The organism is Actinophytocola sediminis (genome assembly GCF_054779715.1).
This window is the reverse complement of record NZ_BAAGXS010000043.1, coordinates 31,207-56,556: the sequence shown is the minus strand read 5'-3', so window position 1 is coordinate 56,556 and position 25,350 is coordinate 31,207. Positions and strand designations below refer to the sequence as shown.

Annotated in this window: 24 protein-coding genes; 12 read left to right on the top strand and 12 right to left on the bottom strand. The window is 70.6% G+C overall.

Annotated elements, in window-relative coordinates; all coding sequences use genetic code 11:
• The first annotated feature begins 31 nt into the window (after positions 1-31).
• Entirely contained in the window at positions 32-619 is a 588-nt protein-coding gene (locus ACYVIP_RS25960; protein ID WP_460400819.1) for a hypothetical protein, read from the top strand.
• A 44-nt stretch (positions 620-663) separates the two neighbouring features.
• Here the strand turns inward: ACYVIP_RS25960 and ACYVIP_RS25955 are convergent, their stop codons facing one another.
• Entirely contained in the window at positions 664-1,599 is a 936-nt protein-coding gene (locus tag ACYVIP_RS25955) for a LuxR C-terminal-related transcriptional regulator (protein WP_460400817.1), read from the bottom strand.
• Between the two features lie 129 nt (positions 1,600-1,728).
• Between ACYVIP_RS25955 and proC the strand changes: the two genes are divergently transcribed.
• Genes proC through solA form a run of 4 tightly spaced genes read left to right on the top strand, consistent with a single transcriptional unit; the run spans position 1,729 to position 5,614 of the window.
• Positions 1,729-2,613: a pyrroline-5-carboxylate reductase gene (gene proC / locus ACYVIP_RS25950; protein ID WP_460400815.1), complete on the top strand. Its 885-nt coding sequence runs from the start codon at positions 1,729-1,731 to the stop codon at positions 2,611-2,613.
• A gap of 30 nt (positions 2,614-2,643) precedes the next feature.
• On the top strand, positions 2,644-3,507 hold the full coding sequence (locus tag ACYVIP_RS25945; protein WP_460400813.1) for a 50S ribosomal protein L11 methyltransferase: 864 nt from the start codon (positions 2,644-2,646) through the stop codon (positions 3,505-3,507).
• Positions 3,504-4,451, top strand: a complete 948-nt coding sequence (locus tag ACYVIP_RS25940) for an EamA family transporter (RefSeq protein WP_460400811.1) — start codon at positions 3,504-3,506, stop codon at positions 4,449-4,451. Before ACYVIP_RS25945 ends, ACYVIP_RS25940 begins: the two co-directional genes overlap by 4 nt.
• A complete protein-coding gene (gene solA / locus ACYVIP_RS25935) occupies positions 4,448-5,614 on the top strand; it encodes an N-methyl-L-tryptophan oxidase (RefSeq protein ID WP_460400809.1) in 1,167 nt (388 codons plus the stop codon). Before ACYVIP_RS25940 ends, solA begins: the two co-directional genes overlap by 4 nt.
• Here the strand turns inward: solA and ACYVIP_RS25930 are convergent.
• Both ACYVIP_RS25930 and wsfD read right to left on the bottom strand, forming a co-directional pair.
• On the bottom strand, positions 5,562-6,917 hold the full coding sequence (locus ACYVIP_RS25930; protein WP_460400807.1) for an MFS transporter: 1,356 nt from the start codon (positions 6,915-6,917) through the stop codon (positions 5,562-5,564). The two genes, solA and ACYVIP_RS25930, sit on opposite strands and share 53 nt — an antisense overlap.
• 104 nt (positions 6,918-7,021) lie before the next feature.
• Entirely contained in the window at positions 7,022-8,494 is a 1,473-nt protein-coding gene (gene wsfD / locus ACYVIP_RS25925; RefSeq protein WP_460400805.1) for a glycan biosynthesis hexose transferase WsfD, read from the bottom strand.
• A 129-nt stretch (positions 8,495-8,623) separates the two neighbouring features.
• Between wsfD and ACYVIP_RS25920 the strand changes: the two genes are divergently transcribed.
• Entirely contained in the window at positions 8,624-8,854 is a 231-nt protein-coding gene (locus ACYVIP_RS25920) for a hypothetical protein (RefSeq protein ID WP_460400803.1), read from the top strand.
• A gap of 6 nt (positions 8,855-8,860) precedes the next feature.
• Here the strand turns inward: ACYVIP_RS25920 and ACYVIP_RS25915 are convergent, their stop codons facing one another.
• Genes ACYVIP_RS25915 through ACYVIP_RS25900 form a run of 4 tightly spaced genes read right to left on the bottom strand, consistent with a single transcriptional unit; the run spans position 8,861 to position 13,138 of the window.
• Positions 8,861-9,685: a carbohydrate ABC transporter permease gene (locus ACYVIP_RS25915; RefSeq protein ID WP_460400801.1), complete on the bottom strand. Its 825-nt coding sequence runs from the start codon at positions 9,683-9,685 to the stop codon at positions 8,861-8,863.
• Positions 9,682-10,620, bottom strand: coding sequence for a carbohydrate ABC transporter permease (locus ACYVIP_RS25910; RefSeq protein WP_460400799.1), 939 nt, complete (start codon positions 10,618-10,620; stop codon positions 9,682-9,684). Before ACYVIP_RS25910 ends, ACYVIP_RS25915 begins: the two co-directional genes overlap by 4 nt.
• Positions 10,613-11,914 carry an extracellular solute-binding protein gene (locus ACYVIP_RS25905; RefSeq protein ID WP_460400797.1) on the bottom strand — a complete coding sequence of 434 codons (1,302 nt, stop codon included), beginning with the start codon at positions 11,912-11,914 and terminating at the stop codon, positions 10,613-10,615. The genes ACYVIP_RS25910 and ACYVIP_RS25905 overlap by 8 nt, the downstream gene beginning before the upstream one ends.
• 24 nt (positions 11,915-11,938) lie before the next feature.
• A complete protein-coding gene (locus tag ACYVIP_RS25900; protein WP_460400795.1) occupies positions 11,939-13,138 on the bottom strand; it encodes an ROK family transcriptional regulator in 1,200 nt (399 codons plus the stop codon).
• Between the two features lie 68 nt (positions 13,139-13,206).
• Here ACYVIP_RS25900 and ACYVIP_RS25895 point away from each other — a divergent pair, with 68 nt between their 5' ends.
• The 6 genes from ACYVIP_RS25895 (at position 13,207) to ACYVIP_RS25870 (ending at position 20,293) form a co-directional block, all read left to right on the top strand.
• Entirely contained in the window at positions 13,207-15,318 is a 2,112-nt protein-coding gene (locus ACYVIP_RS25895; protein WP_460400793.1) for an alpha-N-acetylglucosaminidase, read from the top strand.
• Positions 15,305-16,186 carry an N-acetylmuramic acid 6-phosphate etherase gene (locus ACYVIP_RS25890; protein WP_460400791.1) on the top strand — a complete coding sequence of 294 codons (882 nt, stop codon included), beginning with the start codon at positions 15,305-15,307 and terminating at the stop codon, positions 16,184-16,186. Before ACYVIP_RS25895 ends, ACYVIP_RS25890 begins: the two co-directional genes overlap by 14 nt.
• Positions 16,176-17,141 carry an N-acetylglucosamine kinase gene (locus ACYVIP_RS25885; protein WP_460400789.1) on the top strand — a complete coding sequence of 322 codons (966 nt, stop codon included), beginning with the start codon at positions 16,176-16,178 and terminating at the stop codon, positions 17,139-17,141. The genes ACYVIP_RS25890 and ACYVIP_RS25885 overlap by 11 nt, the downstream gene beginning before the upstream one ends.
• 129 nt (positions 17,142-17,270) lie before the next feature.
• Complete coding sequence (locus ACYVIP_RS25880; protein WP_460400787.1) at positions 17,271-18,212, top strand: ParA family protein; 942 nt, start codon at positions 17,271-17,273, stop codon at positions 18,210-18,212.
• Complete coding sequence (locus ACYVIP_RS25875) at positions 18,209-18,886, top strand: hypothetical protein (RefSeq protein ID WP_460400785.1); 678 nt, start codon at positions 18,209-18,211, stop codon at positions 18,884-18,886. Before ACYVIP_RS25880 ends, ACYVIP_RS25875 begins: the two co-directional genes overlap by 4 nt.
• A gap of 6 nt (positions 18,887-18,892) precedes the next feature.
• Positions 18,893-20,293: a restriction system modified-DNA reader domain-containing protein gene (locus tag ACYVIP_RS25870; protein ID WP_460400783.1), complete on the top strand. Its 1,401-nt coding sequence runs from the start codon at positions 18,893-18,895 to the stop codon at positions 20,291-20,293.
• 51 nt (positions 20,294-20,344) lie between these two features.
• Here the strand turns inward: ACYVIP_RS25870 and ACYVIP_RS25865 are convergent, their stop codons facing one another.
• From ACYVIP_RS25865 to ACYVIP_RS25845, 5 genes are read right to left on the bottom strand one after another with little or no spacing between them, the layout of a single operon-like run.
• Complete coding sequence (locus tag ACYVIP_RS25865; protein ID WP_460400781.1) at positions 20,345-21,253, bottom strand: short-chain dehydrogenase/reductase; 909 nt, start codon at positions 21,251-21,253, stop codon at positions 20,345-20,347.
• Between the two features lies 1 nt (position 21,254).
• Positions 21,255-21,752: an SRPBCC family protein gene (locus ACYVIP_RS25860; RefSeq protein ID WP_460400779.1), complete on the bottom strand. Its 498-nt coding sequence runs from the start codon at positions 21,750-21,752 to the stop codon at positions 21,255-21,257.
• Between the two features lie 27 nt (positions 21,753-21,779).
• Complete coding sequence (locus tag ACYVIP_RS25855) at positions 21,780-22,841, bottom strand: PDR/VanB family oxidoreductase (protein WP_460400777.1); 1,062 nt, start codon at positions 22,839-22,841, stop codon at positions 21,780-21,782.
• Positions 22,838-23,749, bottom strand: coding sequence for a metal-dependent hydrolase (locus tag ACYVIP_RS25850; RefSeq protein WP_460400775.1), 912 nt, complete (start codon positions 23,747-23,749; stop codon positions 22,838-22,840). Before ACYVIP_RS25850 ends, ACYVIP_RS25855 begins: the two co-directional genes overlap by 4 nt.
• On the bottom strand, positions 23,746-25,248 hold the full coding sequence (locus ACYVIP_RS25845; RefSeq protein ID WP_460400773.1) for a flavin-containing monooxygenase: 1,503 nt from the start codon (positions 25,246-25,248) through the stop codon (positions 23,746-23,748). The genes ACYVIP_RS25850 and ACYVIP_RS25845 overlap by 4 nt, the downstream gene beginning before the upstream one ends.
• Between the last annotated feature and the right edge of the window lie 102 nt (positions 25,249-25,350).

Below are 25,350 nucleotides of genomic sequence, written 5' to 3'. Positions count from 1 at the left end.
TGATCTCCCGGAACAACACCAAGGAGTAATCGTGCGAGTTCGTATTCTCACTGTGGTGTCCCTGGCCGTCGCGGCCGTCGGTATCACCGCGATGGGCACCCCGGCGCAGGCCGCCGAGAGCAAACCCAACCACTGCATCGCGAACGTGGCCGCCCCCGCCGCCGAGGTCGAGTGCTTCGACGACTTCACCGTGGCGATCGCCACGGCGACCGGCGGCCGGGTCACCGACGCGCCGAGCGACGCCGGGAAGGCCGCCGACGACAAGGCCTTCGAAGCCAAGCTGAGAGCCCTGGCCAAGCAGGCACCCCAGCCGGGCGTCCAGGCGCAGAACGTCATCGAGATCGACTACGACTATCACTTCTTCGGCACGGACACGTTCACCTGGTGGGTGGAGAACGACAGCTGCCTTGGCAACCCGCTCGGCGTCGTCAAGTGGCAGGTGTGGAACCTCGAGGACTACGGCTGGAACGACCGGATCAACGCCTACGAGAACCACAACTTCTGCTACTCGATGCACTACGAGCACGCCGGGTTCCAGGGCATGGCGGTCGGCTGGACCCCCATCAACGGCAACCCGGGCGCCCTGGACGGAGAGATCAGCTCCATCCAGTGGTCCTGATCAGTAGCACCGGACGTGCGGTGGCCACCCCGGCCACCGCACGTTCACTGCGCCGGAGCGTCGTCGTCCAGCAGGCCCGACCGGGCGATGGCGTAGCCGAGCTGGGCGCGGCCGGAGCTGCCGAAGCGTTCGGACAGCCGCCGCACGTGCTCAACGACCGTGCGCCGGCCCATGCCCAGCTCGCGCGCGATCTTGTCGTCGGTGAGCCCGTTGACCAGCATCCGCATGATGCTGCGTTGGAGGTCGCTGGTCACCGAGACCGAGTGCCGGTAGCCGGCGGTGGTCGGCACCGGCGTCGCCCTGTTCCAGGCGAGCTCGAAGGAGCGGCTCAGGTAGTGCACGAGGCCGAACTGGCGGATCTCGATGAGCTCGTGCTCGTCGTGCGACGGCGACGCGACGTAGGCGATGTTCCGGTCGAAGACGATGAGCCGGTCGAACAGTTCGCTGAGGGTGCGGGCCTCGGCGCCCTCGCCGACGATGCTGTCGATGTACTCCAGCGTCGGTCCGTGGGTACGGATGGTGTGCTGGTAGATCACCCGCTTGCGCACGCCCCGGCGCAGCGCCGGCAGGTCGCGGTTGAGCACCTCCGCCAGGATCTCCGGAGACCGCCCCTTCCCCGGATGCGCCGTGATGAGCTCGGCCTTGCACTCGTCGAGTGAGCGCTGCAACGCGGCCTCGACCTCCGCCTGACCGCGGATGGGGACGACGTCGGGCAGGTGGGCCACCCGACCGCGGGCGTAGGCCTGCTCGATCAGCTCGAACGTCTCGGTGACGGCGGACAGTTCGGTGCGCTTGCGCGAGATCGCCCGTTCCAGGGGCGCGAGGTGGTGGGCCGCGGCCACCGACGGCGGCACCGCGCGCACCCGGTTGGGCGCCCGCGCCGACGGGACGACCAGCCCGAGCCTGCGCAGACACATCGGTACCTCGTTCAGCGGCGGGAAGCCGGCGCCTGCGCTGTCCGCGACCGCTCCCTCGTACACGTCCAGGGCCTCGTCGCAAAGCTCCGGTGCGCCGCACGTCGCTGAACAGGTCCGATCCATCCACGCTCCCTTGCGTACTTGCGCAGTGCGTCATCACGCCGACGCAAAATGTAGCCGGTTCGGCGGAAGGTGCGCCAGCCTTCTGCAGGACGGGAAACGTCACTGGCCAGTTCACAGTGTTGTCGTGAACGAGGAGGAGATGTGGATTTTTCCGGGTGGCGAGTAGTGCTCATCGGGGCGGGACATATGGGCACGGCCATCATTGCCGGCCTGGTGAAGAATGGTGGCGACCTGCCGCTGGTGGTGATCGAGAAGGCCGAATCCCGGCGGGCGGAGGTACGCGCGGAGTTCGGTGTCGAAGCGCGCGAACAATACGAGCCAGGGCCGGCGGACGTGGTGGTCATCGCGGTGCAGCCCCAGCAGTTCGCGGCGTTCGCCGGCACGCGGTCGCCTGGTGACTTCGACAACGCGCTGGTCGTGTCCGTCATGGCGGGCGTGACCATCTCGGCCATGACAGCCCTGCTGGGCACCGAACGGGTCGTCCGGTCGATCCCCAACACACCGTGCGAGGTCGCGGAGGGCATGACGGTGCTGGTCGCCGGATCCGCCGTGACCTCGGCCGACCTGGTGCTCGCCGAGCGCATGCTGGCCGTGCTCGGGCGCGTGCTCACCGTCGCCGACGAGGCGCTGGTCGACGAGGCGACCGCACTGTGTGGCGGCGGGCCCGCGTTCGTCGCGCACATCGCGGGCGCGTTCGCCGAGTTCGCGGTGGCGGCGGGGTTCCAGCCCGGCCAGGCACGGCTGATGACCTGCCAGGTCCTGCGCGGCACGGCGGCACTGCTGGAATCGACGACGCGCAGCCCGGAAGAACTGTGTGACGAGGTGATGACTCCCGGCGGAACCACGGAACAAGGCATTCTCCATTACCGCGAGAACCGACTTCGGGAAATTCTCATCGAGGGTTTGAACAGGGCTGCGGAACGGTCGCGTGAACTGGACGGACTGGTTAGCTGAGTCAGCTTCGAAATGCCAAGGTGAGCGGAGATGGGAAACTTGCTGGGCGTGACACAGCACGGACAGGGTGGGCTTGCCGACCTGGTATCCACCGAGGATTCCTACGAGGCGTATTTCGGCATGGGAAACGTCCTGCGCCTGCTCGACCGACCCGGGGTGTTCAAGGTCAGCCCGGCCGGGCTGGCACTGGGTGACTACCTGGTGCGCAGCACCGACCGGCGCGCGCTTGAGGACAGCACGGTGCTCGACATCGGCACCGGCAGCGGGGCGTTGGCGCTGCTGCTGCGGGCCATGGGCGCACGCGCCGTCCTGGCGACCGACATCTCGGCACCCGCGGTGAAGACGGCCGAGGAGAACGAGTTACGCAACTTCGGCGACCGCCGGATCATGTTCGGCGAGGGCAGCCTGTTCGACTGTGCCGGCGCGCGGGGACGGTTCGACCTGATCGTGTTCAACCCGCCGGGCTGGCGCACCCCCTCGCCGGAGTGCCGGCGTGAACTGGAACGCAGCGGGCTCACCGACCTCAGCCTGTCGGCAATGTTCTCCGGGGAGACCGTCCTGCTGGACTTCCTGCTGCGACTGCCCGACCACCTCACCCCGTCGGGGCGAGCCGTCGTCGGCCTGAACTCGATGACCGGCATCCGCGACGTGCTGGCCAGACAGCGGCGGCGCGACGGCGCGGCGCTGGAGCTGAGAATGGTGGAGCGGCACGGCTTCCCGCTGTTCTTCTACACCGAGGAATGGCGGCTGTCGCGTGCGGTGCTGGTGAAGGAGTTCCGCCGCTGGAAGGAGGAGCACGGCGCGGCCTTCAGCACGGACACCGACGGGACGCTGCACTGGTCCTACGAGATCGTCGAGATCCGCCTGGCACCGGCGGGAAGGACGCGAGGATGACGGTTTCGCAGGCCAGGGGTGGCGCGGTCGGCATCGCCGCGATGGCGGTGGCCAACGTCATTCTCGGCGCGTCGGCGCTGTTCTGGCACGCGCTGGGCAACGTGCCGCCGCCGACCCTGCTCGGCTACCGCATCCTCGTGTCCCTGGTGACCCTCTGCGCCGCGCTGGCGCTGCTGGGACGAGCACGGGCCGCCATCAACGCGGCGGCCGACCTCCGCGTCGTGCTGATCCACCTCACCGCCGCGATCCTGGTGTGTGTCAACTGGCTCACCTTCATCTGGGGTTCGATCCACGGCAAGGTGATCGAGACCGGGCTGGGGTACCTGATCGCGCCGGCGATCACCATCGCCCTCGGCGCGGTGGTGATGCGCGAGCGCCTCGGCCGGGTCCGCGGCGGCGCGCTCGTCGTGTGCCTGCTCGGGGTGCTGCTGCTCATCCTGCGCAGCAGCGAGCTCGAGTGGTGGGTGTACGTCACGATCGGCACGACCTGGGGGGTGTACAGCTTCCTGAAGAAGCTGACCACCGCCGATCCGGTCACCGGGCTCACCATCGAGACCGCGCTGCTGGCCGTCGTCACCGTGGCCGCCGTCGCGGGCACGTCGTACTCGCTCGACCCGGGGCCGGCGGCGGGCGGGACCGAGATCGCCCTGCTCGCGGTGTGCGGTCTGGTGTCGGTCACCCCGCTGTGGCTCATCTCCTTCGGTGCCAAGAAGATCACGCTCACGGTCTCGGGGTTCATGCAGTACGTCCTGCCGACAACGCAGTTCGTCGTCGCGCTGGTCTTCTACGGCCAGGTGCCGTCCGGCAACACCATCCTGTGCTTCGTCGTGGTGTGGTTGGCGCTGGTGTCCATCGTCGTGGACTCCGTGCTGCGCACCCGCAGGACTCGACCGGTGGTGACCCCGACCGGCGAGACACACGAGGAAGGGACTCGTCTGCCATGAACTACGACGTGTTGGTCGTCGGTGCGGGCGTCGTCGGCGCGGCGACCGCGTGGGCGCTGGCCGAGCGCGGTGCCGAGGTGCTCGCCGTCGACGCGAACGGACCGACCCACCGGTACGGCTCCTCCCACGGCGAGAGCCGCATCTACCGCCGCGCCTACTGGGAGGGCACCACGTACCTACCGCTGCTGAACCGGGCCAACGAGCTGTGGACCGAACTGGCGGAGATCCACGGCGATCCCCTGCTCGTGCGTACCGGCGGGGTCTTCGTCGGGTCGCGGGAAAGCGGGGTGGTCGAACTGAGCCGCCGGACCGCGCGGTTCGGCGGTATCGAGCACGAGGTCCTGGACGCGGCACAGCTGGCCGAGCGGTACCCGTGGTTCGGCGTGGGGGACGACATGACCGCCCTGTACGAGCCGGGCGCGTACACCGTGCTCGCCACCCGCGCCCGGCTGGCGATGCTCGACGCCGCCGTGCGCAGGCGGGCTCGCGTGCGGTTCGGCGACGAGGTCGCGGGGCTGCGGGACACCGGCACCGGTGTGGAGGTACGGCTGCGCTCCGGCGAGACGGTCTCCTGTGGGTCGGTGGTCCTGGCCACCGGCCCGTGGATGCCGGGAGCGCTGGCCGCGGGCCTGGAACACGTGCTCACCCCGATGCGGGTGCCGGTGTACTGGTTCCGTGTGGACAGTCGGCTCGGCATCGACGGCTTCCCGGCGTTCCTGTACGAGTCGGCGGCCGGTGACGTCGTCTACGGGGTGCCGGAGTGGAGCGAGGACGGGCCACAGGTCAAGATCGGTTTCCACAACCGGCAGCAACGCCCCGGCGACCCGCAGAACGTCCGGCCGCACGCGGTGCCGCCCAGGTCCCGCACCGAGATGGCCGCGATGGTCGCCCGGATCTTCACCGGCATCGATCCCGAACCGGTGCGCTGGCGCCAGTGTTTCTACACCCTCACCCCGGACGGCAGCTTCGTCATCGACCGGTCGCCGGTCGACCCCCGGGTCGTGCACGCCTCGGCCTGTTCCGGACACGGCTTCAAGTTCGCGACCGCCGTCGGCGAGTGCGCCGCCGCGCTGGCGCTCGGCGAACCGGCCCCGGTCGACCTGAGTCCGTTCACCTCGGCGCGGTTCGCAGCCGACCACGCGGACTCGGCTGTTCGGGACTGACCGTGGTCAGCCCGTCGGCGAAGTCACTGTCCCTGGTCTCCGGCAACAACAGCACGCTGACCAGACAGATCAGCGCGATCCCCACCAGGTAGGCCGCGACCCAGGCGGAGGTGCCGGTGCCCGCGAGCAGCGCGGCGGCCACGATCGGGCTGACGCCGCCGCCGACGACCCCGGCCGCGTTGTAGGCGAAGGAGGCGCCGGAGTAGCGGTAACGAACCCGGAACAGCTCGGGCAGGAAGGCGCCCATCGGGCCGAAGAGCATGGCGAAGCAGACCATGCCGCCGGTCATGCCGACGGTGATGAGCACCGGGTTTCCGGTGTCCACCAGCCAGAACAACGGGAACGCCCACAGCGCGGCGGCCACCGCCGCGGCCAGGCAGAGTCGTCTGCGGCCGAGCCGGTCGGACCAGACCGCGAAGAACAGCGTGAGCGCTCCCATGACCGCGACCGCGATCATCGCGGCCACCAACATGGTGGTGCGACTGACGTTGAGGGTGGTGGTGCCGTAGGAGAGCACGAACGTGGTGACCGTGTAGAACAGCGCGTGGGCCAGGATGAACGCCAGCGCGGCCAACAGCAGCACCCGGGACTGGTGGCGGATCAGCTCGGCGAAGGGCATCCGCACCTGCTGCTGGCGGTCAAGGGCGGCCTGGAAGATCGGGGTCTCGGTCATCCGGACGCGGATGTAGTAGCCGACGACCAGCAGCACCCCGGAGGCCAGAAACGGGATGCGCCAACCGATCGACTGGAAGACCTCGGCCGGCATGGTGGCGTTGAGCACCAGGAACACCAGGTTGCCGAGCACGAACCCGACCGAGGGACCCAGCTGGGGAAACGCGGAGTAGAGACCGCGTTTCCCGGCCGGCGCGTGCTCGGTGGCCAGTAGCACCGCGCCACCCCACTCGCCGCCCATCCCGATGCCCTGCACGAACCGGGCGATGACGAGCAGGATCGGCGCGCTCACCCCGATCGCGGCGTAGGAGGGGATGAGGCCGACCGCGACGGTCGCGCCACCCATCAGCAACAACGACACGATGAGCATCCGCTTGCGTCCCACCCGGTCGCCGAAATGTCCGAAGACGACAGAGCCGAGCGGACGGGCGGCGAAGCCGACAGCGAAGGTGGCCAGCGACGCGAGTGTTCCGGCAACCGGTGAGAACTCGGGAAAGAACACGGTGCCGAACACCAACGCGGCGGCGGTGCCGTAGATGTAGAAGTCGTAGAACTCGATCGCGGTGCCGATGAAGGTCGCGACCGCGACTCGGGTACGGGACGGTGAACCGGACACAGTGCCGCCACTCATGGCATCCCCCCAGGGATCCACAGCTGAATACCGTATGGGATGGACCGTATCACCAACCGGACACGGCAACCGCACCGTATTTTCGCGGAGGACAACAAAGTCCGTCAGCGCGCGGCGAGTTGGCCGACGTCGCGATCGGCCTGTTCGGACTCGACCAGCTCCGGGTCGCCGCCCGAGGCGAACAGGCCGGCCAGCAACCACACCGGCGCCAGGGTGGCGGCCAGCAGCGCGACCGACAGGTGTTTGGTGATCTCGTTGCCCTCCCCCAGTACCGCGGTGAGGTACTGCACGACGGCGACGCCGACGAGCGTCATCGCGACCAGTGCGAAGCCGCGCCGGAGCGTGCCGGGGGCCGACCGGCGCAGCTGCGCCCCGGCGGCGACCAGACAGAGCAGCCAGTACCCGGCGACGCCGGCGAAGCCGGTCCAGGCCAACGCGCGCGACACCGTCGGCAGCAGGCACAGCCGGCACTCCTGGCTGCCCGGCGGCCTGCCGGCGAACTCGCCGTAGCTGCCGAGGTAGTCCACCCGGTAGGCCAGGTACTCGTCCGCGCCGCCGGTGACCATCCGGACCACGGCGGCCGGGTTGTCGAGCAGGTACCGGCCGAGGTTCGTCCTGGTGAGGTGGTGGGCGTTGGCCGCGAACTCCGGATCCGCCGGCAGGCGTGGCCGGCTCCACCAGTGGGTGCCGCTGTACTGGCCGAACGACGCCGGCAGGCCGAGGTCGGTCGCGACCCCGGCCGGGTCCGCGCTCTGCGGCATGATCGTCATGGTGATCGTGTTGGCCACGTTGACCCGCTCGTAGTTGCTGGTCTCCGTGCCGCTCACCCACACCGCCGCCGACGCGATCGCGGCCACGCCGACCACCGGCAACCCCCAGGACCCGCGCCACAGCGGCAGCCGCCGGGTGACCAGGAAGAGCGCGAACGGCACGGCGAGCGTGATCGCGGAGAGTTTGGCGCTGACCGCCAGCGCCGCGCCGGCCGTGGCGATCAGGAACGCCGTACGCCGGCGGGTGCCGCCCACCGCCGCCACGCCGGCGAGCGCGACCGTCACCAGGCCGATGAACGCGGCCGGCTCACTGAACGGCGACGCGGCATGGCCGGCGAACGTGGCGTCGGCCAGTACCAGGAACAGCGCGGCCGGCACCCCGACCCGCACCCACCACCTGGTCCGGCGCAGCAGCCACACCATCGTGCCCACCGCGACCCCGGCGAGCACACAGTCCTGGACGATCACCAGGCGCATGTCGAGCGCCCCGGGCAGGCCGAGCAGGTCGTGTAGCCACGAGCTCAGCCTGAGCTGGAGGTACTGGCTGGTCCGGTAGGCCGGGCACGGGGCGTCGATGGGCAGTTCGGCGTAGGCGAAGCGGACGAAGTCCCACCGGTCCGCGCCGTGGTGCGCGTTGCCGCTGTCCGCGCCGACCTGGCACATCAGCCGGGCGGCGTCGCCGTTGTTCGCCATGCCGACCGGGGTCCCGGCCAGCTGCCGAACGGCCATCGACCCGGCGGCGAGCAGACCACCGAGCACGGCCGGCAGCCAGTCCGCGGTGCGCGTGACCGTCCGAACGGGATTCATGCCTGGCAGCCAACAACCACCCGGCCGGCCGGATCGGGCGTGACACCGGGCACGGCACCCGGACCACTCAAAGGTGTGAACGACCGGCCGGGTGCCGGGTAGATTGACGCCGAGGCGGAGGAGGCGGACATGACGACCGAGGAGTTGCTCGTCGAGTTCGCGCTCGTGCGGATGGACCACCCGGACCTGGACATCGAGGACATCGCCACGCTCGTCGTGCGGCGCGGCGGGACCGAGCGGGCGCTGGAGTTCGCGGCGCGCAACCTGGCCGACCGCGGTGAGCTGCGCGGGGCCGCCCTGCCAACGGCGGTCGAGTACGTGCTCCGGGTCGTGCTGACGTTGCGTGGCCCGGTCGACTAGGTTTCCTCAGCCCTTGACCGCGCCCTGGGTGAGGCCGTTGACGAAGTTGCGTTGGAAGATCAGGTAGAGCACCACGATCGGGCCGACGACGATCAGGCTGGCCGCCGACAGCAGCGGGACGTTGGTCGAGAACTGGCCGACGAACATGCCGAGCCCGGTGGGCGCCGTGCGCAGTGCCGGGTCCTGCATCAGCACGATCACCAGCAGGAACTGGTTCCACGACCACATGAAGTACAGCACCCCCAGCGTCGTCAGCGCCGGCCAGGAGATCGGCAGCAGGACGCGGGTGAGCACGGTGAGGCTCCGCGCGCCGTCCACGCGCGCGGCGTCGACCAGTTCCGCCGGCAGGGCCGCGAAGTGGGTCTGCATCCAGTAGACGCCGAACGGCATGAACAGCGCGGTCTCCGCGAGGATGACGCCGAGGTAGGAGTTGGTCAGGCCGAGCTGGTTCAGGTCGAAGTACAGCGCCACCACGACCAGTTCGATCGGCAGCGTCAGCCCGAGCACGAACCCGACGGAGATCGTCCGGCCGCCGAACGGGTCCAGCGTCGCGAGCGAGTAGGCGGCGAGGGTGGCGAGCACGAGCGCGAGCGGCACCACGCCGACCGCGATGATGAACCCGGAACCCACCAGCCGGCCGAAATCGTGGTCCCGCCACACCGCGACGAAGTTCGACCACGACCACGTCGAGGGCAGGCTCAGTCCCGAAACCTGCGCGCCGGAGGGCTGGAACGCCGCGAGCGTCACGCTCACGAACGGCAGCAGCACCGCCACGGCCAGCAGGGTGAGCACGAGGTAGCGCGCGACGACCATCGAACGGGCTGGGTTCACGAGCGCTCCCGGGTGATCATGCGGATCGCCGTCACGAAGACGATCACGATCAGCGTCAGCACGACGGCCAGTGCCGCGGCGCCGCCGATGTCGCTCTCGTTGAACGCGAGCCGGTACACGAGCAGGCCCGGCACCGTGGTCTGGTTGACCGGGCCGCCGTTGGTCGTCACGAAGACCAGGTCGAAGCTCGCGAGCGCGGCGATCGTGGTGATGACGCTCGCGATGGTGATCTCGCCGCGCACCGCCGGCAGCGTCACGGTGAAGAACTTGCGGACCGGCCCGCCGCCGTCGAGCGCGACCGACTCGTACAGCGCGACGTCGACCTTCTGCACCCCGGACAGGAACAGAACCATACAGAGCCCGGTCATCGCCCAGCTGCCGATCAGCCCGAGCGCGATCAGCGCGGTGTCGTAGTCGCCGAGCCAGGCCCGGCTCACCCCGCCGAGACCGATCAGCCGCAGGCCCTGGTTGATCAGCCCGTCGTCGCTGTACATCCACCGCCAGGTGATGCCGACGGCGACCAGCGGCAGCACCTGCGGCAGGAAGAAGATCATCCGGAACGCGGTCATACCGCGCACGCCGCTCTGCAACAGCGCGGTCAGGAACAGCCCGATGGCGCACGGGATGACCGTGAAGAACACGATCAGCACGATCGCGTGCCACAGCGCCGGGCCGAGGGTGGGGTCGGTGAAGACGGTGGCGTAGTTGGCCAAGCCGGCCCAGGTGGCTGGGAGGATGCCGTCCCAGTCCAAAAAGGATAGATAGACGGTGTGGATCGCGGGCCAGATGGCGAAGCCGAGATAGACGGCCGCGGCGGGCGCGATGTAGGCGAGCGCGAGCAGCCGCCCGGAACGACGGCGCCGGCGGCGGACCACCGCGGTCCCACCGGCACGGGTCGCCCGCGCCGGCAGGACCGCGACGGCTCGGTCAGCCATGGTGTTCGGTCCACGATTCCTGTAGGGAGGCCAGGAAGTCCGCCGGTGTCGTCTGCTTGCTCACCAGTCCCTGCACACCCGAGGTCAGCCGGTCGATCATGTTCGGGGACGCGAAGTCCGGGAACGGCACGATGCCCTCCTCGGCGACGACCTTCTTGAAGTCGGTGGCGATCTCGGCGGTGACGCCGCTCGCGTCGACCTCGACGGAGTTGTTCACCGGCATGAAGCCGGTCTCGAACTGCACCTTCGCCGCTTCCGGTGATCGCATGAAGTCGAGGAAGGCCGCCGCCTCGTTGGGATGCTTGGTCTTCGACGAGATCGAGAACGCCACACTCGCCCCGGAGGCCACCGCGGGCGAGTCCGCCTCGACCGCCGGGAACAGGAAGAAGCCGACGTCCTCGCCCATCGCCTCGGCGATCGGGGCCGCCGCCCAGTTGCCGGTGACGAGGTAGGCGTTCTTGCCGCTGGTGAAGTTCGCCCTGGCGTCGTTGACCCCGATGGCGTTGGCCGACTCCGGCAGGTAGCCGGCGGTCGCCCAGTCGGCGATCTTCTGCGCGGCCTGGGTCGCGCCGTCCGTGGCGATCGTGGCGCCCTGCTTGCCGTACACCCAGTCGCGATACTCCCCCGGGTCGCCGAGCACGTTGGTCAGCGCGTTCCACAGCTGGAAACCGCCGACCTCCAGGTTGTCCAGGCTGATCGGAGTGGTGCCCGCCTTCTTCACCGCGGCCAGGTGCTGCTCGAACTCCGCGAGTGTCGCGGGGGTGCCGGTGATGCCGGCCGCCTGGACGAGCGACTTGTTGTAGAACACGCCGAGTACCGACAGCGCGCCGGGCACCGCGTACAGGCCGCCGGTGCCGTACTCCTTCGCCTCCGCGTTGGACCGCAACACCTCCAGGCTGGACGCCGGGAAACCGTCCTGCCAGCCGTACAGCTCCTCGTAGGGCGCGAGGTCGTAGATCAGGCCGCCGGGCACGAGTGAGCGCATGGCGCCGGGGTTGTACTCGGCGATGTCGGGCGGGGTGGACGACGACATGCCGAGTTTGATCGACTTCACGTAGTCGGAGAACGGGGTCTGCTGGCCCTTGACGGTGATGTTCGGGTGTTTGGCCTCGAACGCGTCGATGAGCGCCTTCACCGGGGGGTCGTCGGTGTAGGCCAGGGTCAGCGTGACCTGCTCGGCGGAGAGCTCCTTGGACACGTCCCTTGGCGCGGCCGGCCCGGCGCCGCCGGTCTCCGCGCATCCCGCGACCAGTAACACCGCGGCGGCCGCGGCGGCCAGATACCTGCTACGCATAGCTTTGTCTCCTCGGTGCCGAGCTTAGGTGGACAGTGCGCCGCGCCGGCGCATCGCGGTGATGTCGAACCGTTCGCGTTCCACCCACGACAGCGAATGCCGGATCGCGCCGTGGACACTCGCGTCCGGGCCCAAAGTGGACAGTTCGAGCCGTGGCTGGCCAAGTTCCTCGGCCGCGAGCGCGTCGACGATCGCGGCGAGCAGGACCATGCCGAGTTCGGCGATGTCGCCGCCGAGCACGACCACCTCGGGGTCGAGCAGCGCGCGGATCGCGGCGACACCTTTGGCGAAGCGGGTGGCGATGGTGTCGATCGCGGTCAGCGCCCAGTCGTCGCCGTCTCGGGCCGCCTTGGCCAGTGCCGGCAGGGTCACCGCGCGGCCGGCGGCCGTGCTCGCGGTGCGCAGCAGCTCGCGCGTGCCAACCCAGCGCTCGAACGGGCCGAGGTCATGGTCCACATCGGACGGACCGGGCACGAGCAGGTCCAGGTAGCCAAGATCGCCGGCGTCGTTGGACGCGCCCCGGTACAGCTGGCCGCGCAGCACGATGCCCGCGCCGATCCGCTCGCCCCAGTCGATGAACACCAGCGAGTCCTCGGCGTGTGGCGTGCCGCGCCAGCGTTCGCCCTCGGTGGCCAGCTTCACGTCGTTGTCGACGTACAGCGGCGCGTCGACGGCCGCGGCCCTGACCGCGGCGGGAATGGTGTCGCCGACGATCTCCGGCATGCTCACGCTCAGGCTGACGTGCCCGGTGGCCGGGTCGGTGATGCCGGGCGCGGCCGCGCAGGCGTGCCAGATCTCGTCCGGGCGCAGGCCCGCCTGCGCGAGGGCCCGTTCGACGGCGGCCCGCAGCGCGTGCGCGAACACTCCCGAGCGGTCCAGCGCGGTGGTCGTGTCGACCACGAAGGCGCCGGCGAGGTCGGCGACCACGATCCGTACCGTGCCGGGGTTGAGGTCGACGCTCAGCACGTGGCCCGCCTCGGCGCGGAACCGCACGAGCTGCGGTGGCCTGCCGGTGGCGGTCGCGGCGCGGTCGGGGGCGGAGATCTCGATCAGGCCCATCGAGTCGAGCACCGCCAGCGAGCGGGACACCGCCTGGCGTGACAGGCCGGTCTCCTTGGCCAGCGCGGACACCGGCGCGCGGCCCGCGGCGCGGACCTGCGTGAGGATCGCGGCGGCGTTGTTCTCCAGCATGAAGTTCGTGCCGACCGCGACTGTCCGTGCCATCGCCCCTCCTCTCGAGACCTCGGAACCTAACATAGTTACGTACCATACGAAAGTATTAGACTGCGCCCATGTCACCTTCCTGGGACGCGGCCGTACAGCGCCTGTGGACGCGAGTCGTCGGCGACGGCACCCCACTTCACCTGCGGGAACAGCCGGGTCCGCGCGGCTTCGAGGTACGGGTCGCCGACCGCGCCCTGCACGTCGGCGCCACCGACGCGCCGGCCGCGTGCGCCGGTCTGCACCGGTATCTCATCGAGGCCCACGGCCGGCGGGTCACATGGGACACGCCGCTGCCGCTCGACCTCGAGGTGACCGCCCGGCCGCCGGTGCGTGGGCGCGCTCGGGTCGATCAGTTCTACTACCTCAACTTCTGCACGTTCGGCTACTCGACCGCCTACTGGGGTTGGCCGGAGTGGGCGCGCGAGATCGACTGGATGGCGCTGCACGGGGTGACCATGCCGTTGAACCTGGTCGGTCACGAGGCCGCGCTCGCGCTGGCATACACCCGGCTCGGCATGTCCGATGAGGACATTCGATCGTTCCTCGGCGGGCCGGCCTACCTTCCCTGGCTGTACATGGGTTGTCTGGACAGCTTCGCCGGGCCGCTGCCGGCCGACTGGCTGCCGAGGAGCATCGACCTCGGCCGGCGCATTCTGGACCGTCAGCGGGAGTTGGGCATGACGCCCGTGCTGCCCGCGTTCACCGGGCACGTCCCGGCGCTACTCGCGCCCGCCGATGCCCGGACGCGGCGGTGGCAGGGCATGCCGACCACCGTGGTCCATCCCGACGACCCGCTCTTCCGCCGGCTGACCACGGAGATCGTGACCGCGCAACAGGAACTGTTCGGCACCGACCACCTGTACGCGGCCGACCCGTTCATCGAGATGGCGCCGACCGACAGCGACGCCGGTCATCCCGCGCGGGTGGCCGCCGCGATCGTGGACGGGCTGCGGGCGGCCGACGACCAGGCCGTCTGGGTGCTCCAGTCGTGGCCGTTCTCCTACCAGCGCGACTACTGGACCACCGAGCGGGTGAACCGGTTCCTCGACGGCATTCCCGATGGCGGGGTGCTGGTGCTGGACCTGTGGGGTGAGGCGGATCCACAGTGGACGCGACTCGACGGGTACGGCGGGCGCCCGTGGCTGTGGAACGGCCTGCTCAACTTCGGCGGCCGGAGCGACCCGGTCGCCGATCTCCCGGCCACCGAACGCAACCTCGAGGCCGCGCTGGCCGCGGACCGGCCCCCGGTCGGTCTCGGCCTGACGATGGAGGCGATCCACAACAACCCGGCGTTCTTCGAACTGGTCGCGGACCGGGCCTGGGATGCCGGGCCCGCGCTCGACGGGTGGTTGCGCGAGTTCGGTGGCCAGCGCTACGGGACCGCCGATCCCGCCGCCGAGGAGGCGTGGCGCCTGCTCGGCGCGTCGGTGCTGGCTGGCACCGCCCGGTCGATCTTCCCGGAGCGGTTCATCTCGATCGCGGTGTCCACACCGGACTACACGTTCGATTCGGACGTGGACACCGTGCGGGCGGCGTTGTTCTACGACCCGCACGACCTGCTGGTCGCCATCCGCGCACTGCTGCGGCTGCCGGCGTCCGGCGCCGCCGACGACGACCTCGCGCTGGCGGGCGTCGCGATGCTGTCGCGGATCATCGATTTCCGTTACCTGACGGTGGTGTCCGAGGCGATGACCGGCCAGGTGTCCACGGCGGCGGCCGCGCGCTTCATCGAGGTCTTCGACGATCTCGACGACCTGGCCGCGACCCGACCGTCGATGCGACTGTCCACCTGGGTCACGGCCGCGGTCGGCTGCTCGTCCGATACGCAGGGACAGGCGGTGCTCGCGGACAACGCCCGCCGCCTGGTCACCGTGTGGCACACGGCCGAGAATCCCTCGCTGGACAACTACTCCGCGCGGCTCTGGAGCGGGCTGGTCGCCGGATATCTCAAGCGGCGCTGGGAGCTGTGGCTGCACCACCTACCTCAAGCGCTGACCGACCGCCCGGCCGCCAAAGCCGCGCTCGACACCGAACTGCGCGCGCTCGCGGAGACGTTCATCCGCACGCCCACCCCGGACCGGCCAGGCGGCGACGTACGCGCACTCAGCCGCGCCCTGCTGGCGAAGTACGCCGACGAGTTCGGCGCGCAGAGAGGAATCGCATCCCATGACGTCCACTGAGGACAGAAACCAACGCACCGCCGACATCGACCGGTGGCCGAGCGACCGCGTCGTCGACGCGGTACTCGCGGAGGACGTCCTGGCGGTCGAGGCCGCCAGGAAGGCAGGCCCGGCACTGGCCGAGGCCGTCGACCTCGCCCTCCCCCGCATCGACGACGGCGGCCGGGTGCACTACTTCGGCGCCGGCGCGTCCGGCAGGCTGGCCGTGCTCGACGCGACCGAGGCGACCCCGACGTTCAACGCGCCGCCCGGCCTGTTCACCCCGCACTTCCCCGGCGGCACGGCGGCGCTGGTCGACTCCGGCCTGGACTACGAGGACGCCGAGGCCGCGGGCCACGACGACGCGGCGGAGGTGAGCGCGCGGGACATCGTGGTGGGCATCACCGCGTCCGGCGCGACGCGGTACGTGGCGGGCGCGTTGACCCGGGCCCGCGAGGTGGGCGCGGCGACGGTACTCATCACGTCCACTGTGGACGCCGCGCTGACCGCGGACGTGCTGGTCGTCGCGGACACCGGACCCGAGGCGGTCACGGGCTCGACCCGGCTCAAGGCGGGCACCGCGACGAAGGTGCTGCTGAACGCCTTCTCGACCGCGTTGATGGTCCGCGCGGGGCGCACGTACTCGAACCTGATGGTGAACCTGGTCGCCACCAACGACAAGCTCGTCGCCCGCGCGGTGCGGGTCGTCGAGATGGCCACCGGCCTCAGCCAGGACGAGAGCGCCGCCGCGCTGCGCCACAGCGACGGCGACGTGCCGCTGGCGCTGGTCCACCTGTTGTCCGGCCGCCCGCTGGCCGACTGCCGCGCCGCGCTGCGGGCCGGCGGCGTCCGGTCGGCACTGCACCGGCTCACCACCGATGCGCGCTGAGGCACACATCGGTGTCGACGTCGGTGGCGGCGGCATCCGCGTCCGGGCCAAGGTCGGCGACCACCACCTGACCACTCACGACGACGGCCCGGTCCCCCGGACGGCGGGGCGGATCGACACCCGCGCGTTGGGCGAGCGGATCGGCCGGCTGGTGGCCGGTCTCGACGTCGACGCGGTGGACCGGGTGGCCGTCGGCCTGACCGGCATGCCAGGACTACTGGACCGTCCCGAGGAGTTGGGTGGCCAGTTGCACCGCCACATCGCGACCAGCGGCGTGATCGTCGCCAGCGACGCGCTCGCCACCCATCTCGGCGCGCTCGCCGGCCGGCCGGGGTGCGTCGTCGCGGCGGGCACGGGCGTGATCGTGCTCGGCACCGACCACCGGACGACCTGGCACCAGGCCGACGGCTGGGGGCACCTGCTCGGCGACGACGGCGGCGGCGCGTGGATCGGTGCCCAGGGGTTGCGCGCCGCGCTACGCCACGCCGACGGCCGTGACGGCGGTTCGGCCGCGCTACTGGCGAAGGCGACCAGCCGGTTCGGCGGTATCGACGGCTCGCTGCACACGATCTACGGCTCGACCTGGCCGGCACGCGAACTCGCCACGTTCGCCCCGGATGTCGCGGCCGCCGCCCACGACGGCGACCGAGTGGCGGGCGACATCTGGCGGCGAGCCGGCGTGCATCTCGCGGAGTCGGCCCAGGCGGCCGCCCGCGACCTGCCGGCGAACTTCTCCTGGGGCGGCAGGCTGTTCGACGCCGGTCCGCTGCTGCACGACGCCTTTCACGACGAACTGTCGCGGCGGGTGCCCGGCGCGCGCATCGTCACACCGGCTGGCCAGGCCGCGGACGGCGCGCTGCTGCTCGCCCAGCGCGGCCTCCCACCGGACAGCGCCCACCCGGCCGCCTACGCCGTCGAAATCCCGGATCCGGACGGCGAATCAATTCGCCAGTAGACCCGGTTTCACCGAAATCAGGACAATCGATCTGTTCCATTATCCTTTTCGTGTCCTCAATCCGGGCAGTGGTTGCCTTTGGCGCGCAGGTTCTGACAATGTCGTCAGCCGGACCATTGGGGAGAACGCATGCGGGTCGTCGCGGTCATGAACTACAAGGGTGGCGTCGGCAAGACGACGCTCACCGCGAATCTCGGGGCACTCGCCGCCAGCCGCGGTCTGCGCGTGCTGCTGATCGATCTCGACCCGCAGACCAACCTGACGTTCTCGTTCTTCTCGGTCGACGACTGGCACCACCGGCTCAAGGAAAGCCACACGATCAAACGGTGGTACGGCGGGGACATGCCCGGCCGGGACGTCGCACTGGCGGAGCTCATCGTCACCCCGGAGCGGGTGAACAGAGCGCTCGGGAACACCAGCGGTCGGGTGGACCTCATCTCCTCCCACCTGGGCCTGATCGACATCGATCTCGAGCTCGCCGCCCAGCTGGGTGGCGCCACCACCATCGACAGCTCCCGGCGGAAGTTCCTCGACCTGCACGGCTGCCTGCGCCGCGCGCTGGCCGACAACCACTTCACCGGCTACGACCTGGTGCTGATCGACTGCGCCCCGAACTTCGGGCTGGTGACCAAGACCGCGATCGTGGCCAGCGAACACATCCTGGTGCCGGCCAAGGCCGACTATCTCTCGACCTTGGGGCTGGACTACCTGGTTGGCCACCTCGATGACCTGGTAAAGCAGTTCAACGACTTCGTCCATCACAAGCGGGATGGCGGCGACCACCTGCCGATCTCCCCGGACTTTCTCGGCGTGGTGTTCACCATGGTCCAGATCTATTCGCAGCGGGTAACGCTCGCCCAGCACCCCTACATCGAGGAGGTACGCCTGAACTCGCGAGTGGCCGTGCTGAGCAGCAAGGTCCGCAACAGTCCTCGGCATTTCGGTGACGCCGGCGAGAGCGGCGTGCCCGCGATGCTGCGCACCACCGGAAAGGACGACGTGGTCAAGGAGTTCGACCAACTGGCCGACGAAGTGCTCGGCGCACTCGACCTGTCCGGGGGGCGGCGATGACCGACCTCACCACGGTCGCGGCCCTGCACGCCCGCGTCTACGAGTTCCTGGCGCGACAGGACGAGGCCACGCTGCTGGCCGTGGCCGACGGCACCGCGCGGTTGACGGTCGTGGGCGCCGACGCGGCGCCGCGACCTGTCGCGCCACCGGCCAGGCCCGTGCCGACCGACGATCCACTGCGGACCGCGCGGGAGCTCACGGCCATGACCTCCACACCGGAGCGGCTGATCTACCTGAACGCGACGAAGCTTCCGGTCACCGGCTTGAAGAGGGTGGCCAAACTGCTCGGAGTGACCGGCTACAGCAACCTCACCCGCACGAAGCTCATCGACCAGCTGGTCGGTCACGACGCGCCGCGCTCCCCCGAGGCGGCGGCCCCACCGCGGCGCAAACCCGCGGCGGTCGAGCCTGCGCCCACCCCCGACGCGCCGCCCCCGGCCGTCCCCGGGGTCGACCCGGCGGCCATCGCGGCACACCTGCGTGCGACCGAGACCGAGGAGCAGGGCGCGGAGTATCTGCGCGCACAACGACTCGACCGGAACTCGCTGCTGGCCGTGGCCGCCGAGCTCCAGCTCACGCGCGTGGACCAGCTGCGTCCGTCCGAACTGGAGAAGCGGGTGCTCAAACAGGCGATCGGTGCCCGGCGCAAGTTCAGTGGCCTGCGGAAGTGGTGATCCTCTGTGGCCGGTCCCGACGGCGATCACCAGGACGACACCGGAGGCCGGTCGATGTATCTGATCGGCGGTCGCCGGGTGACCGTGCTCGACCTGCTGGAAGCAGAACTACTGCGCCCGGGCGCGAAACTGCGGTTCGCACGCGCCCGGATCGGCGTCACCTATGACGCGACGGTCACCGAGAAGGGACGGATCCGGCTCGAACCCGACGGTGAGGAGTTCCGGTCGCCGTCCCGGGCGGCGATGGTGGCGGCGGGGATGCGCGCGGTCGACGGGTGGCGGGCGTGGCGGGTGATCGACCAGGACCGGCTGTTGGACGCCGTGCGCCAGCAGTTGCTCGACCAGGCCATCTCCGTGGTGACCACCGAGGCCCATCGGGACACCGCTCGGCAGCGGGTCCACGAACGCCTGCGACAGGCGCGCACCCAGGCCGACGAGCACGCTCCCGAACGCATCACCGTGCGCGAGCTGCTGGCGCTGTGGGGCGCGGCCGACCGCGGTGACCAGGTCGGTCAGATCGAGGCGGACCTGGCCAACCACGGGCTGGTGACCTCGCCCAGCTTCCGCGCGGTCACGCTGGACACGGTGGTCTCACTGTCCACACCTCCCGACGAGGCGGAGGCGTCCACGCCGCAGGCTCCGGCCGACGCCAACGAAGTGCCGGTGACCGAGGACGTCGAGGGCGGCGGTGACCTCGACGTCGGCCTGAAGGTCGGCAACCTGTCGCCGCTGCGCGGCGTCGTGTCCGTCGGGCCGAACAGCACCATCGAGGAAGCCATCACGAAGATGGCGCTCAACGACTTCTCGCAGCTCGCCGTGCTCAGCGGCCCGCGCAACCTGCGCGGCGCGGTCACCTGGCGGTCGATCGCGCAGGTCATGCACCAGCGGACCGACGCGGCCGTCGCCGACGCGATCGACACCCGGGTCGAGGTCGTCGCCTACGACCGCGACCTGTTCGAGGTGCTACCGACGCTGCAGCAACGCGATTTCGTGTTCGTGCTGGACGAGACCAGGGCCGTCGCCGGCATCGTGACGACCGCGGACGTCGCGCACCGCTACGGCGTGATGGCCACGCCCTTCTTCCAACTCGGCGAACTCGACCAAACTCTGCGCTGGGTCCTGAAGCGCGCCCTCGACCTCGAGACCGTCCGGCGGTTCTGCTCCCGGCCGATCACGAGCTTCGACGACCTCACCATGGGGGACTACCAACGGCTGCTCGAGGACAAGGACATCTGGCAACGGCTTGCCTGGCCGCTGGACCGCCCGACGTTCATCGCCCGGCTCGACGAGATTCGGCGCATCCGCAACAAGGTCACGCACTTCCACCCCGACCCGGTCTCCGACGACGCGGTCGACAAGCTGCGCGCGTTCAACACGCTGCTGCACCAGTACCGCGACCTGGCCTGAGCCGTGTTGGGGCCGCCGCTACACCTGGGCGGGCTCGTGCACCTGTGGTGGTCAGCGGGGTCCTCCTCGGTGCCGGGCCTCGAGGTCGAGGATGAGCCGGTGGGTGGCGCGGTCGCCGGCGAGGAAGGCGTCCACCCCGACGTTGAGCAGGCCGCGCAGCAGGGCCCACGGCTGCCACCCCGCCGGGGCCAGCGTGCGCCCGGCGCGCCGGGCGATCCCGTCGGCGAGTACCTCGGCCGCCCTCGCCGCGGTGATGCGCCTGCGCAGCGGCGCCGGGAGCCGGCTTTCCAGCTCACGGCCAATGGGGTCCTCGTCCAGCGTCGTCCTGGCCAGTTGGGTGTCGACGACGCCGAAGTAGGCGACGCCGACGCTCACCCCGTGGGGAGCGAGTTCGAGGCGCAGCGCCCGGCCGAGCTGCTCGACGGCGGCCTTGCTGATCATGTACGGAGCGCCGCCGGGGCCCGGCACGAACGCCGCGGCCGAGGACACCACGACGATGTGCCCGCGCCGGTCGATCAACCGCGCGGTCGCGGCGCGCACGGTGTTGAACGCGCCGGTGACGTTGATCGCCAAGACCCGGTCGAACTCGGCCGGGTCGAGCTGGCGCAGCGTCGCGGGTGGTGGGGTCACGCCCGCGTTGGCCACCACTACGTCCAGCCCGCCGGCACGATCGGCCAGGTCCTCGATCGCGTCGGCGACACCGGGGCGGTCGCGGACGTCGGCGACCGCGGTGAGCACCCGGTCGCCGCCCAGTTCGTGTTCGGTGCTGGCGAGGGCGTGCTCGTCCCGGTCGACGAGCGCGACGATCGCGCCGCGCTGGTGCAGGTGGTTGGCGAGCGCGCGGCCGATGCCGGCCCCGCCACCGGTGATCAGCACCGTTCGGCCGGCCACGCGGTAGGTCCGACCGCCGGGCAGGGGGAGCCCGAGGTCGCGCAGCGTCGCGGTGACCCGGAAGGCCATGTCAGCTCCGTTCCGGCCGTGCGCCGGTGACGCCGGCCGCCCAGCCCGCCGTGATCCGCGCCAGCGCTGGCCGGGTGAGGTTGAGCAGCGGTGCGAGCCACGGCTGCGCGTCGACCGCGAAGATCCAGCGCAGTCGGGTCGAGGCCGAGTCCGGGGTCAGCACGAGGTCCTCGGCGAACCGCCGGATTCCCGGCCTGCTCGCCGCGGTCGCGGTGAACGTCATGCGGTGACCGGTTTCCCAGCGGTAGAACCGTTCCCGCAGCGCCGCGACGCCTCGGCCAACGGTCACCGTCCTGGTGGTGCCCACCCCGAAGGGTCGGGGCGAGGTCCACTCGGCGCCGGTGATGCCCCTCGCCCAGGACACCAGTGCGTCGTCGGCGGTCAGCGCCTGCCACACGCGGTCGGCCGGCGCGGGCAGCACGACCTCGTGGTCGAGCCGGAACCGGGCGCGGTCGAGGAACTCGTCGTCGCTCTCGGCGAGCGGGTACCAGCGCGTCATCGGGCGGATCCCTTCCTGTTCGGTGGATCAGAGGTCGAGGACCAGCCTGCCGGTCGCCGCGCGGGAGACACACACCAACATCGAGTCGGCCCGCTCGGCGTCGGTGAGCAGCCGGTCGCGGTGGGCGACCTCGCCGTCGAGCACGCGAACCCGGCAGGTGCCGCAGAAGCCCTGCTGGCAGGAGTAGGCGACGCCGGGCACCGTGCGCCGGATCGCGGCCAGCGCGCTCTCGTCCGCGCCGACGCCGACCGTGTGGCCGCTGCGTCGCAAGTGGACCGTGAACGGTCGCCCACCGACCACCGGCGGTGGGCTGAACCGCTCGGCGTGCAGGGAGCCGGTGGGGTTGGCGGCACGCATGATCCCCCTGGCCGGGGCCATCAACGCCGGCGGGCCGCACAGGTAGACCGCGGCGCCCGCCGGGGCGAGCGTGAGGATCTGGCCGAGGTCCGGCGGGCCGTTCTCGTCGTCGGAGCGGACCTCGACGTGGTCGCCGTAGCGTTCGAGCTCCGGTAGGAACGGCATACTCGCGCGTGACCGTCCCCAGTAGACCAAATGCCATGGCAGGCCGAGTTCGTGGCATGAGCGCACCATCGGCAGGATCGGGGTGATGCCGATACCGCCGGCCACGAACAGGTAGGCGCAGGCCGTACGCACGAGCGAGAAGGCGTTGCGTGGCCCGCGAATCCGCAGAGAGTCCTGTTCGGACAGTTTGGTGTGCACCTCGCGGGAGCCGCCGTCGCCGTCCGCGACCCGGCGCACGGCGATCCGATAGGTGGACCGGTCGGCGGGGTCGCCGCACAGCGAGTACTGGCGCTGCCGGCCCGATGGCAGCACCACGTCCAGATGCGCGCCCGGCAGCCACGCCGGCAGCGGGCGACCGTCCTTGGCCACGAGGTCGAGGCCGAGGACGTCCTCGGCCTCCCGCCTGATCCGCCCCACCACCACGTCGAGGTCGTATCCGGTGCGGCGCACGGGATTCGGCCGCGACAGCAGCGCGCCGACCCGGCTCGCGGCGAACACCCGCCGGTAGACGTCGCTGGCCGCCGCGGCCAGCCGCAACCCCCGGCTCGGCGTGCCGAGGGCGCTCACGCGGCACCGGTGGCGGCGGGCGAGCGGGCCAGGTACCGGACGGCCTCGTCCATGCTGCCCAACTGCGACGGGTGGAAGGTCGGCCGCAGGTACTTCGGGATCTCGGTCAGGAACAGGGCGAACCGCGGGATCACCCCGCGCCGGGTCGCGCTCACCAGTTCCCGCAGCCAGTGGCCGCCCCGGTCCGGTGTGGGGTCGGCGCGGTAGAGGTACCGCGCGGTGCTGACGAACAGCACGGCGAGGGTGAAGCTGGCGACCACGGCCGTGCGCACGCGGCGGAAGTAGCCGCCGTCGACGTGCATGTACGCGTCGAAGGCGACGTTGCGGTGCTCGACCTCCTCGGCCCCGTGCCACCGGACGAGGTCCAGCATCGTCGGGTGCATTCCCTTGCGCTCCAGGTGATCCGCGCCGAGCAGCCACTCCCCCACGACGGCGGTGTAGTGCTCCATCGCGGCGAACAGGCCGAGCCGCTCGCACAGCCACGCGTGTCGCGCCCTGCCGGTCAGACCGTGGTCGCCGAGCACCTTGTCGACCAGCCAGTCCATCGTGCCGGCCACCGGCTCGACCGGCAGTCCCAGCGTGGCCAGGTGCGCACGGGCGCCCTCGTGGGAGGACGCGTGGGTCGCCTCCTGTCCGATGAAGCCGGTGACCTCCTCCCGCAGCCGGGGGTCGCTGATCAGCGGCAGCGCCTCGCCGAGTGCCCTGGCCATCGCGCGCTCGCCTTCCGGGAGCACCAGGTGCATCACGTTGATGATGTGCGTGGCCATCGGTTCGCCGGGGATGTAGTGCAGCGGAACCCCGTCCCAGGAGAAATGCACGTCCCTCGGCGTGATCGCGTGCGCCTGCCCGGTGTACCGGCGCGCGCCGGCGGGGTCGATGACCGGCTTCCTGCCGATGCGGAACGTCATGCCGTCCTCGCCTTCTTCTCGACGACCTCGCCGGTGTGGCCGAGGTGGTAGTCGGTCAGCGCGACCCGCCGCGTCCTGGCCAGGAAGCGGCGGTTGAAACCGGGGTAGAACACGAAGTTGCGGCCGGCGGCGTCCAGGTAGTAGCTGGCGCAGCCGCCCGTGTTCCACACCGAGCGCCGCAAACCGTGGTCGACCTGTCGCACGAACGCGCGCTGCACGTCCTGTCGAACCTCCATAGTGGACAGTCCGGCGCGGTCCATCGCGGTGAGGGCGCTGAGGATGTAGGTGACCTGGGCCTCGATGGTGACGACCTGCGAGGTGTAGACCACCGAGTTGGGGCCGAGCAACAGGAAGAAGTTGGGGAAGCCGGCAACGGTGGTGCCGAGGTAGGCGCGCGGGCTGCCGGCCCAGACCTGCGCGAGGCTGCGGCCGCCCCGGCCGTGCAGCCGGGCGAAGCCGGGGTGGTCGGTCGTGCGGAACCCGGTGCCGAACACGATGGTGTCGACGTCGTGCTCGACACCGTCGGCCGTCACCACGCCGCCGGGCCGAACCTCCTGGATCGGCTCGGTCACCACGTCCACGTTCGGCTGGGCGAGGGCCGGGTAGTAGGCGTTGGAGAAGGTGGGCCGCTTGCAGCCGAAGGCGTAGGCGGGCGTGAGCTTGGCCCGCAGGACCGGGTCGCGCACCTGACGGCGCAGGTGTGCGCCGGCGATGCCGGACATGCCCCTGAGCAGCCACGGTTGGTGCACGAACCCCGGCACCAACGCCTCCTGGACCAGGTCCAGCGCGGTGCGCGCGGCCCGCGCCGCGCCGGGGACCTCGTCGAGGATCCGGCGCGCCCAGCCGGACACCGGCCGGTCGAGGTGGGGCATGATCCAGGTCGGGGTACGCTGGAAGACGGTGAGCCGGTCCACCACCCGCGCCAGCCGCGGGATGATCTGCACCGCCGAGGCGCCCGTGCCGATCACCGCCACCCGGCGTCCCGCCAGGTCGTGTTCGTGGTTCCACGCCGACGAGTGGAATGTGGTGCCGCCGAAGGTGTCCAAGCCCGGCAGCGCCGGCACCGCCGGCTCGCTGAACGGGCCGATGGCGCCGACCAGGACGCCGGCCTCCCAGGTACCCCGATCGGTCCGGATCCGCCATACCGCCGCCGTGTCGTCCCAACGCGCGTCCAGCACGTCGTGGCGCAGCCGCAGGTGCGGCGTGATCCCGAAGTCGGCCACACACCGGTTCAGGTAGTCCCGGATCTCGGGTTGGTAGGGGTAGAGCCGGCTCCAGCGCGGGTTGGGCGCGAAGGAGAACGAGTACAGAATGGACGGAATGTCGCACTGCGCGCCCGGATAGGTGTTCACCTGCCAGGTCCCACCGATGTCGCCGGCACGCTCCAGGACGACGAAGTCGTCGATACCCGCGCGTTTCAGCCCGATCGCCGTGCCCAACCCGCCGAAGCCCGCGCCGATGATCGCCACTCGGACCCGGCGCGTCTCGGTGCTGACCATCTTCGGCTGCCTCCTCGCTGACGTGCTCGCTCGGCCGACCGTAAAATAGGAATCAACTGATGTCAACATCAGGTGATGTCAACTTCGACGTGCCCCGGCTAC

What these genes read in the sequence shown, in the direction of transcription:
- ACYVIP_RS25945 (WP_460400813.1), top strand. Translation starts at nt 2,644, where the DNA reads ATGGGAAACTTGCTGGGCGTGACACAGCACGGACAGGGTGGGCTTGCC.
- ACYVIP_RS25940 (WP_460400811.1), top strand. Translation starts at nt 3,504, where the DNA reads ATGACGGTTTCGCAGGCCAGGGGTGGCGCGGTCGGCATCGCCGCGATG.
- solA (WP_460400809.1), top strand. Translation starts at nt 4,448, where the DNA reads ATGAACTACGACGTGTTGGTCGTCGGTGCGGGCGTCGTCGGCGCGGCG.
- ACYVIP_RS25930 (WP_460400807.1), bottom strand. Translation starts at nt 6,917, where the DNA reads ATGAGTGGCGGCACTGTGTCCGGTTCACCGTCCCGTACCCGAGTCGCG.
- wsfD (WP_460400805.1), bottom strand. Translation starts at nt 8,494, where the DNA reads ATGAATCCCGTTCGGACGGTCACGCGCACCGCGGACTGGCTGCCGGCC.
- ACYVIP_RS25920 (WP_460400803.1), top strand. Translation starts at nt 8,624, where the DNA reads ATGACGACCGAGGAGTTGCTCGTCGAGTTCGCGCTCGTGCGGATGGAC.
- ACYVIP_RS25910 (WP_460400799.1), bottom strand. Translation starts at nt 10,620, where the DNA reads ATGGCTGACCGAGCCGTCGCGGTCCTGCCGGCGCGGGCGACCCGTGCC.
- ACYVIP_RS25905 (WP_460400797.1), bottom strand. Translation starts at nt 11,914, where the DNA reads ATGCGTAGCAGGTATCTGGCCGCCGCGGCCGCCGCGGTGTTACTGGTC.
- ACYVIP_RS25900 (WP_460400795.1), bottom strand. Translation starts at nt 13,138, where the DNA reads ATGGCACGGACAGTCGCGGTCGGCACGAACTTCATGCTGGAGAACAAC.
- ACYVIP_RS25895 (WP_460400793.1), top strand. Translation starts at nt 13,207, where the DNA reads ATGTCACCTTCCTGGGACGCGGCCGTACAGCGCCTGTGGACGCGAGTC.
- ACYVIP_RS25890 (WP_460400791.1), top strand. Translation starts at nt 15,305, where the DNA reads ATGACGTCCACTGAGGACAGAAACCAACGCACCGCCGACATCGACCGG.
- ACYVIP_RS25885 (WP_460400789.1), top strand. Translation starts at nt 16,176, where the DNA reads ATGCGCGCTGAGGCACACATCGGTGTCGACGTCGGTGGCGGCGGCATC.
- ACYVIP_RS25880 (WP_460400787.1), top strand. Translation starts at nt 17,271, where the DNA reads ATGCGGGTCGTCGCGGTCATGAACTACAAGGGTGGCGTCGGCAAGACG.
- ACYVIP_RS25875 (WP_460400785.1), top strand. Translation starts at nt 18,209, where the DNA reads ATGACCGACCTCACCACGGTCGCGGCCCTGCACGCCCGCGTCTACGAG.
- ACYVIP_RS25865 (WP_460400781.1), bottom strand. Translation starts at nt 21,253, where the DNA reads ATGGCCTTCCGGGTCACCGCGACGCTGCGCGACCTCGGGCTCCCCCTG.
- ACYVIP_RS25860 (WP_460400779.1), bottom strand. Translation starts at nt 21,752, where the DNA reads ATGACGCGCTGGTACCCGCTCGCCGAGAGCGACGACGAGTTCCTCGAC.
- ACYVIP_RS25850 (WP_460400775.1), bottom strand. Translation starts at nt 23,749, where the DNA reads ATGACGTTCCGCATCGGCAGGAAGCCGGTCATCGACCCCGCCGGCGCG.
- ACYVIP_RS25845 (WP_460400773.1), bottom strand. Translation starts at nt 25,248, where the DNA reads ATGGTCAGCACCGAGACGCGCCGGGTCCGAGTGGCGATCATCGGCGCG.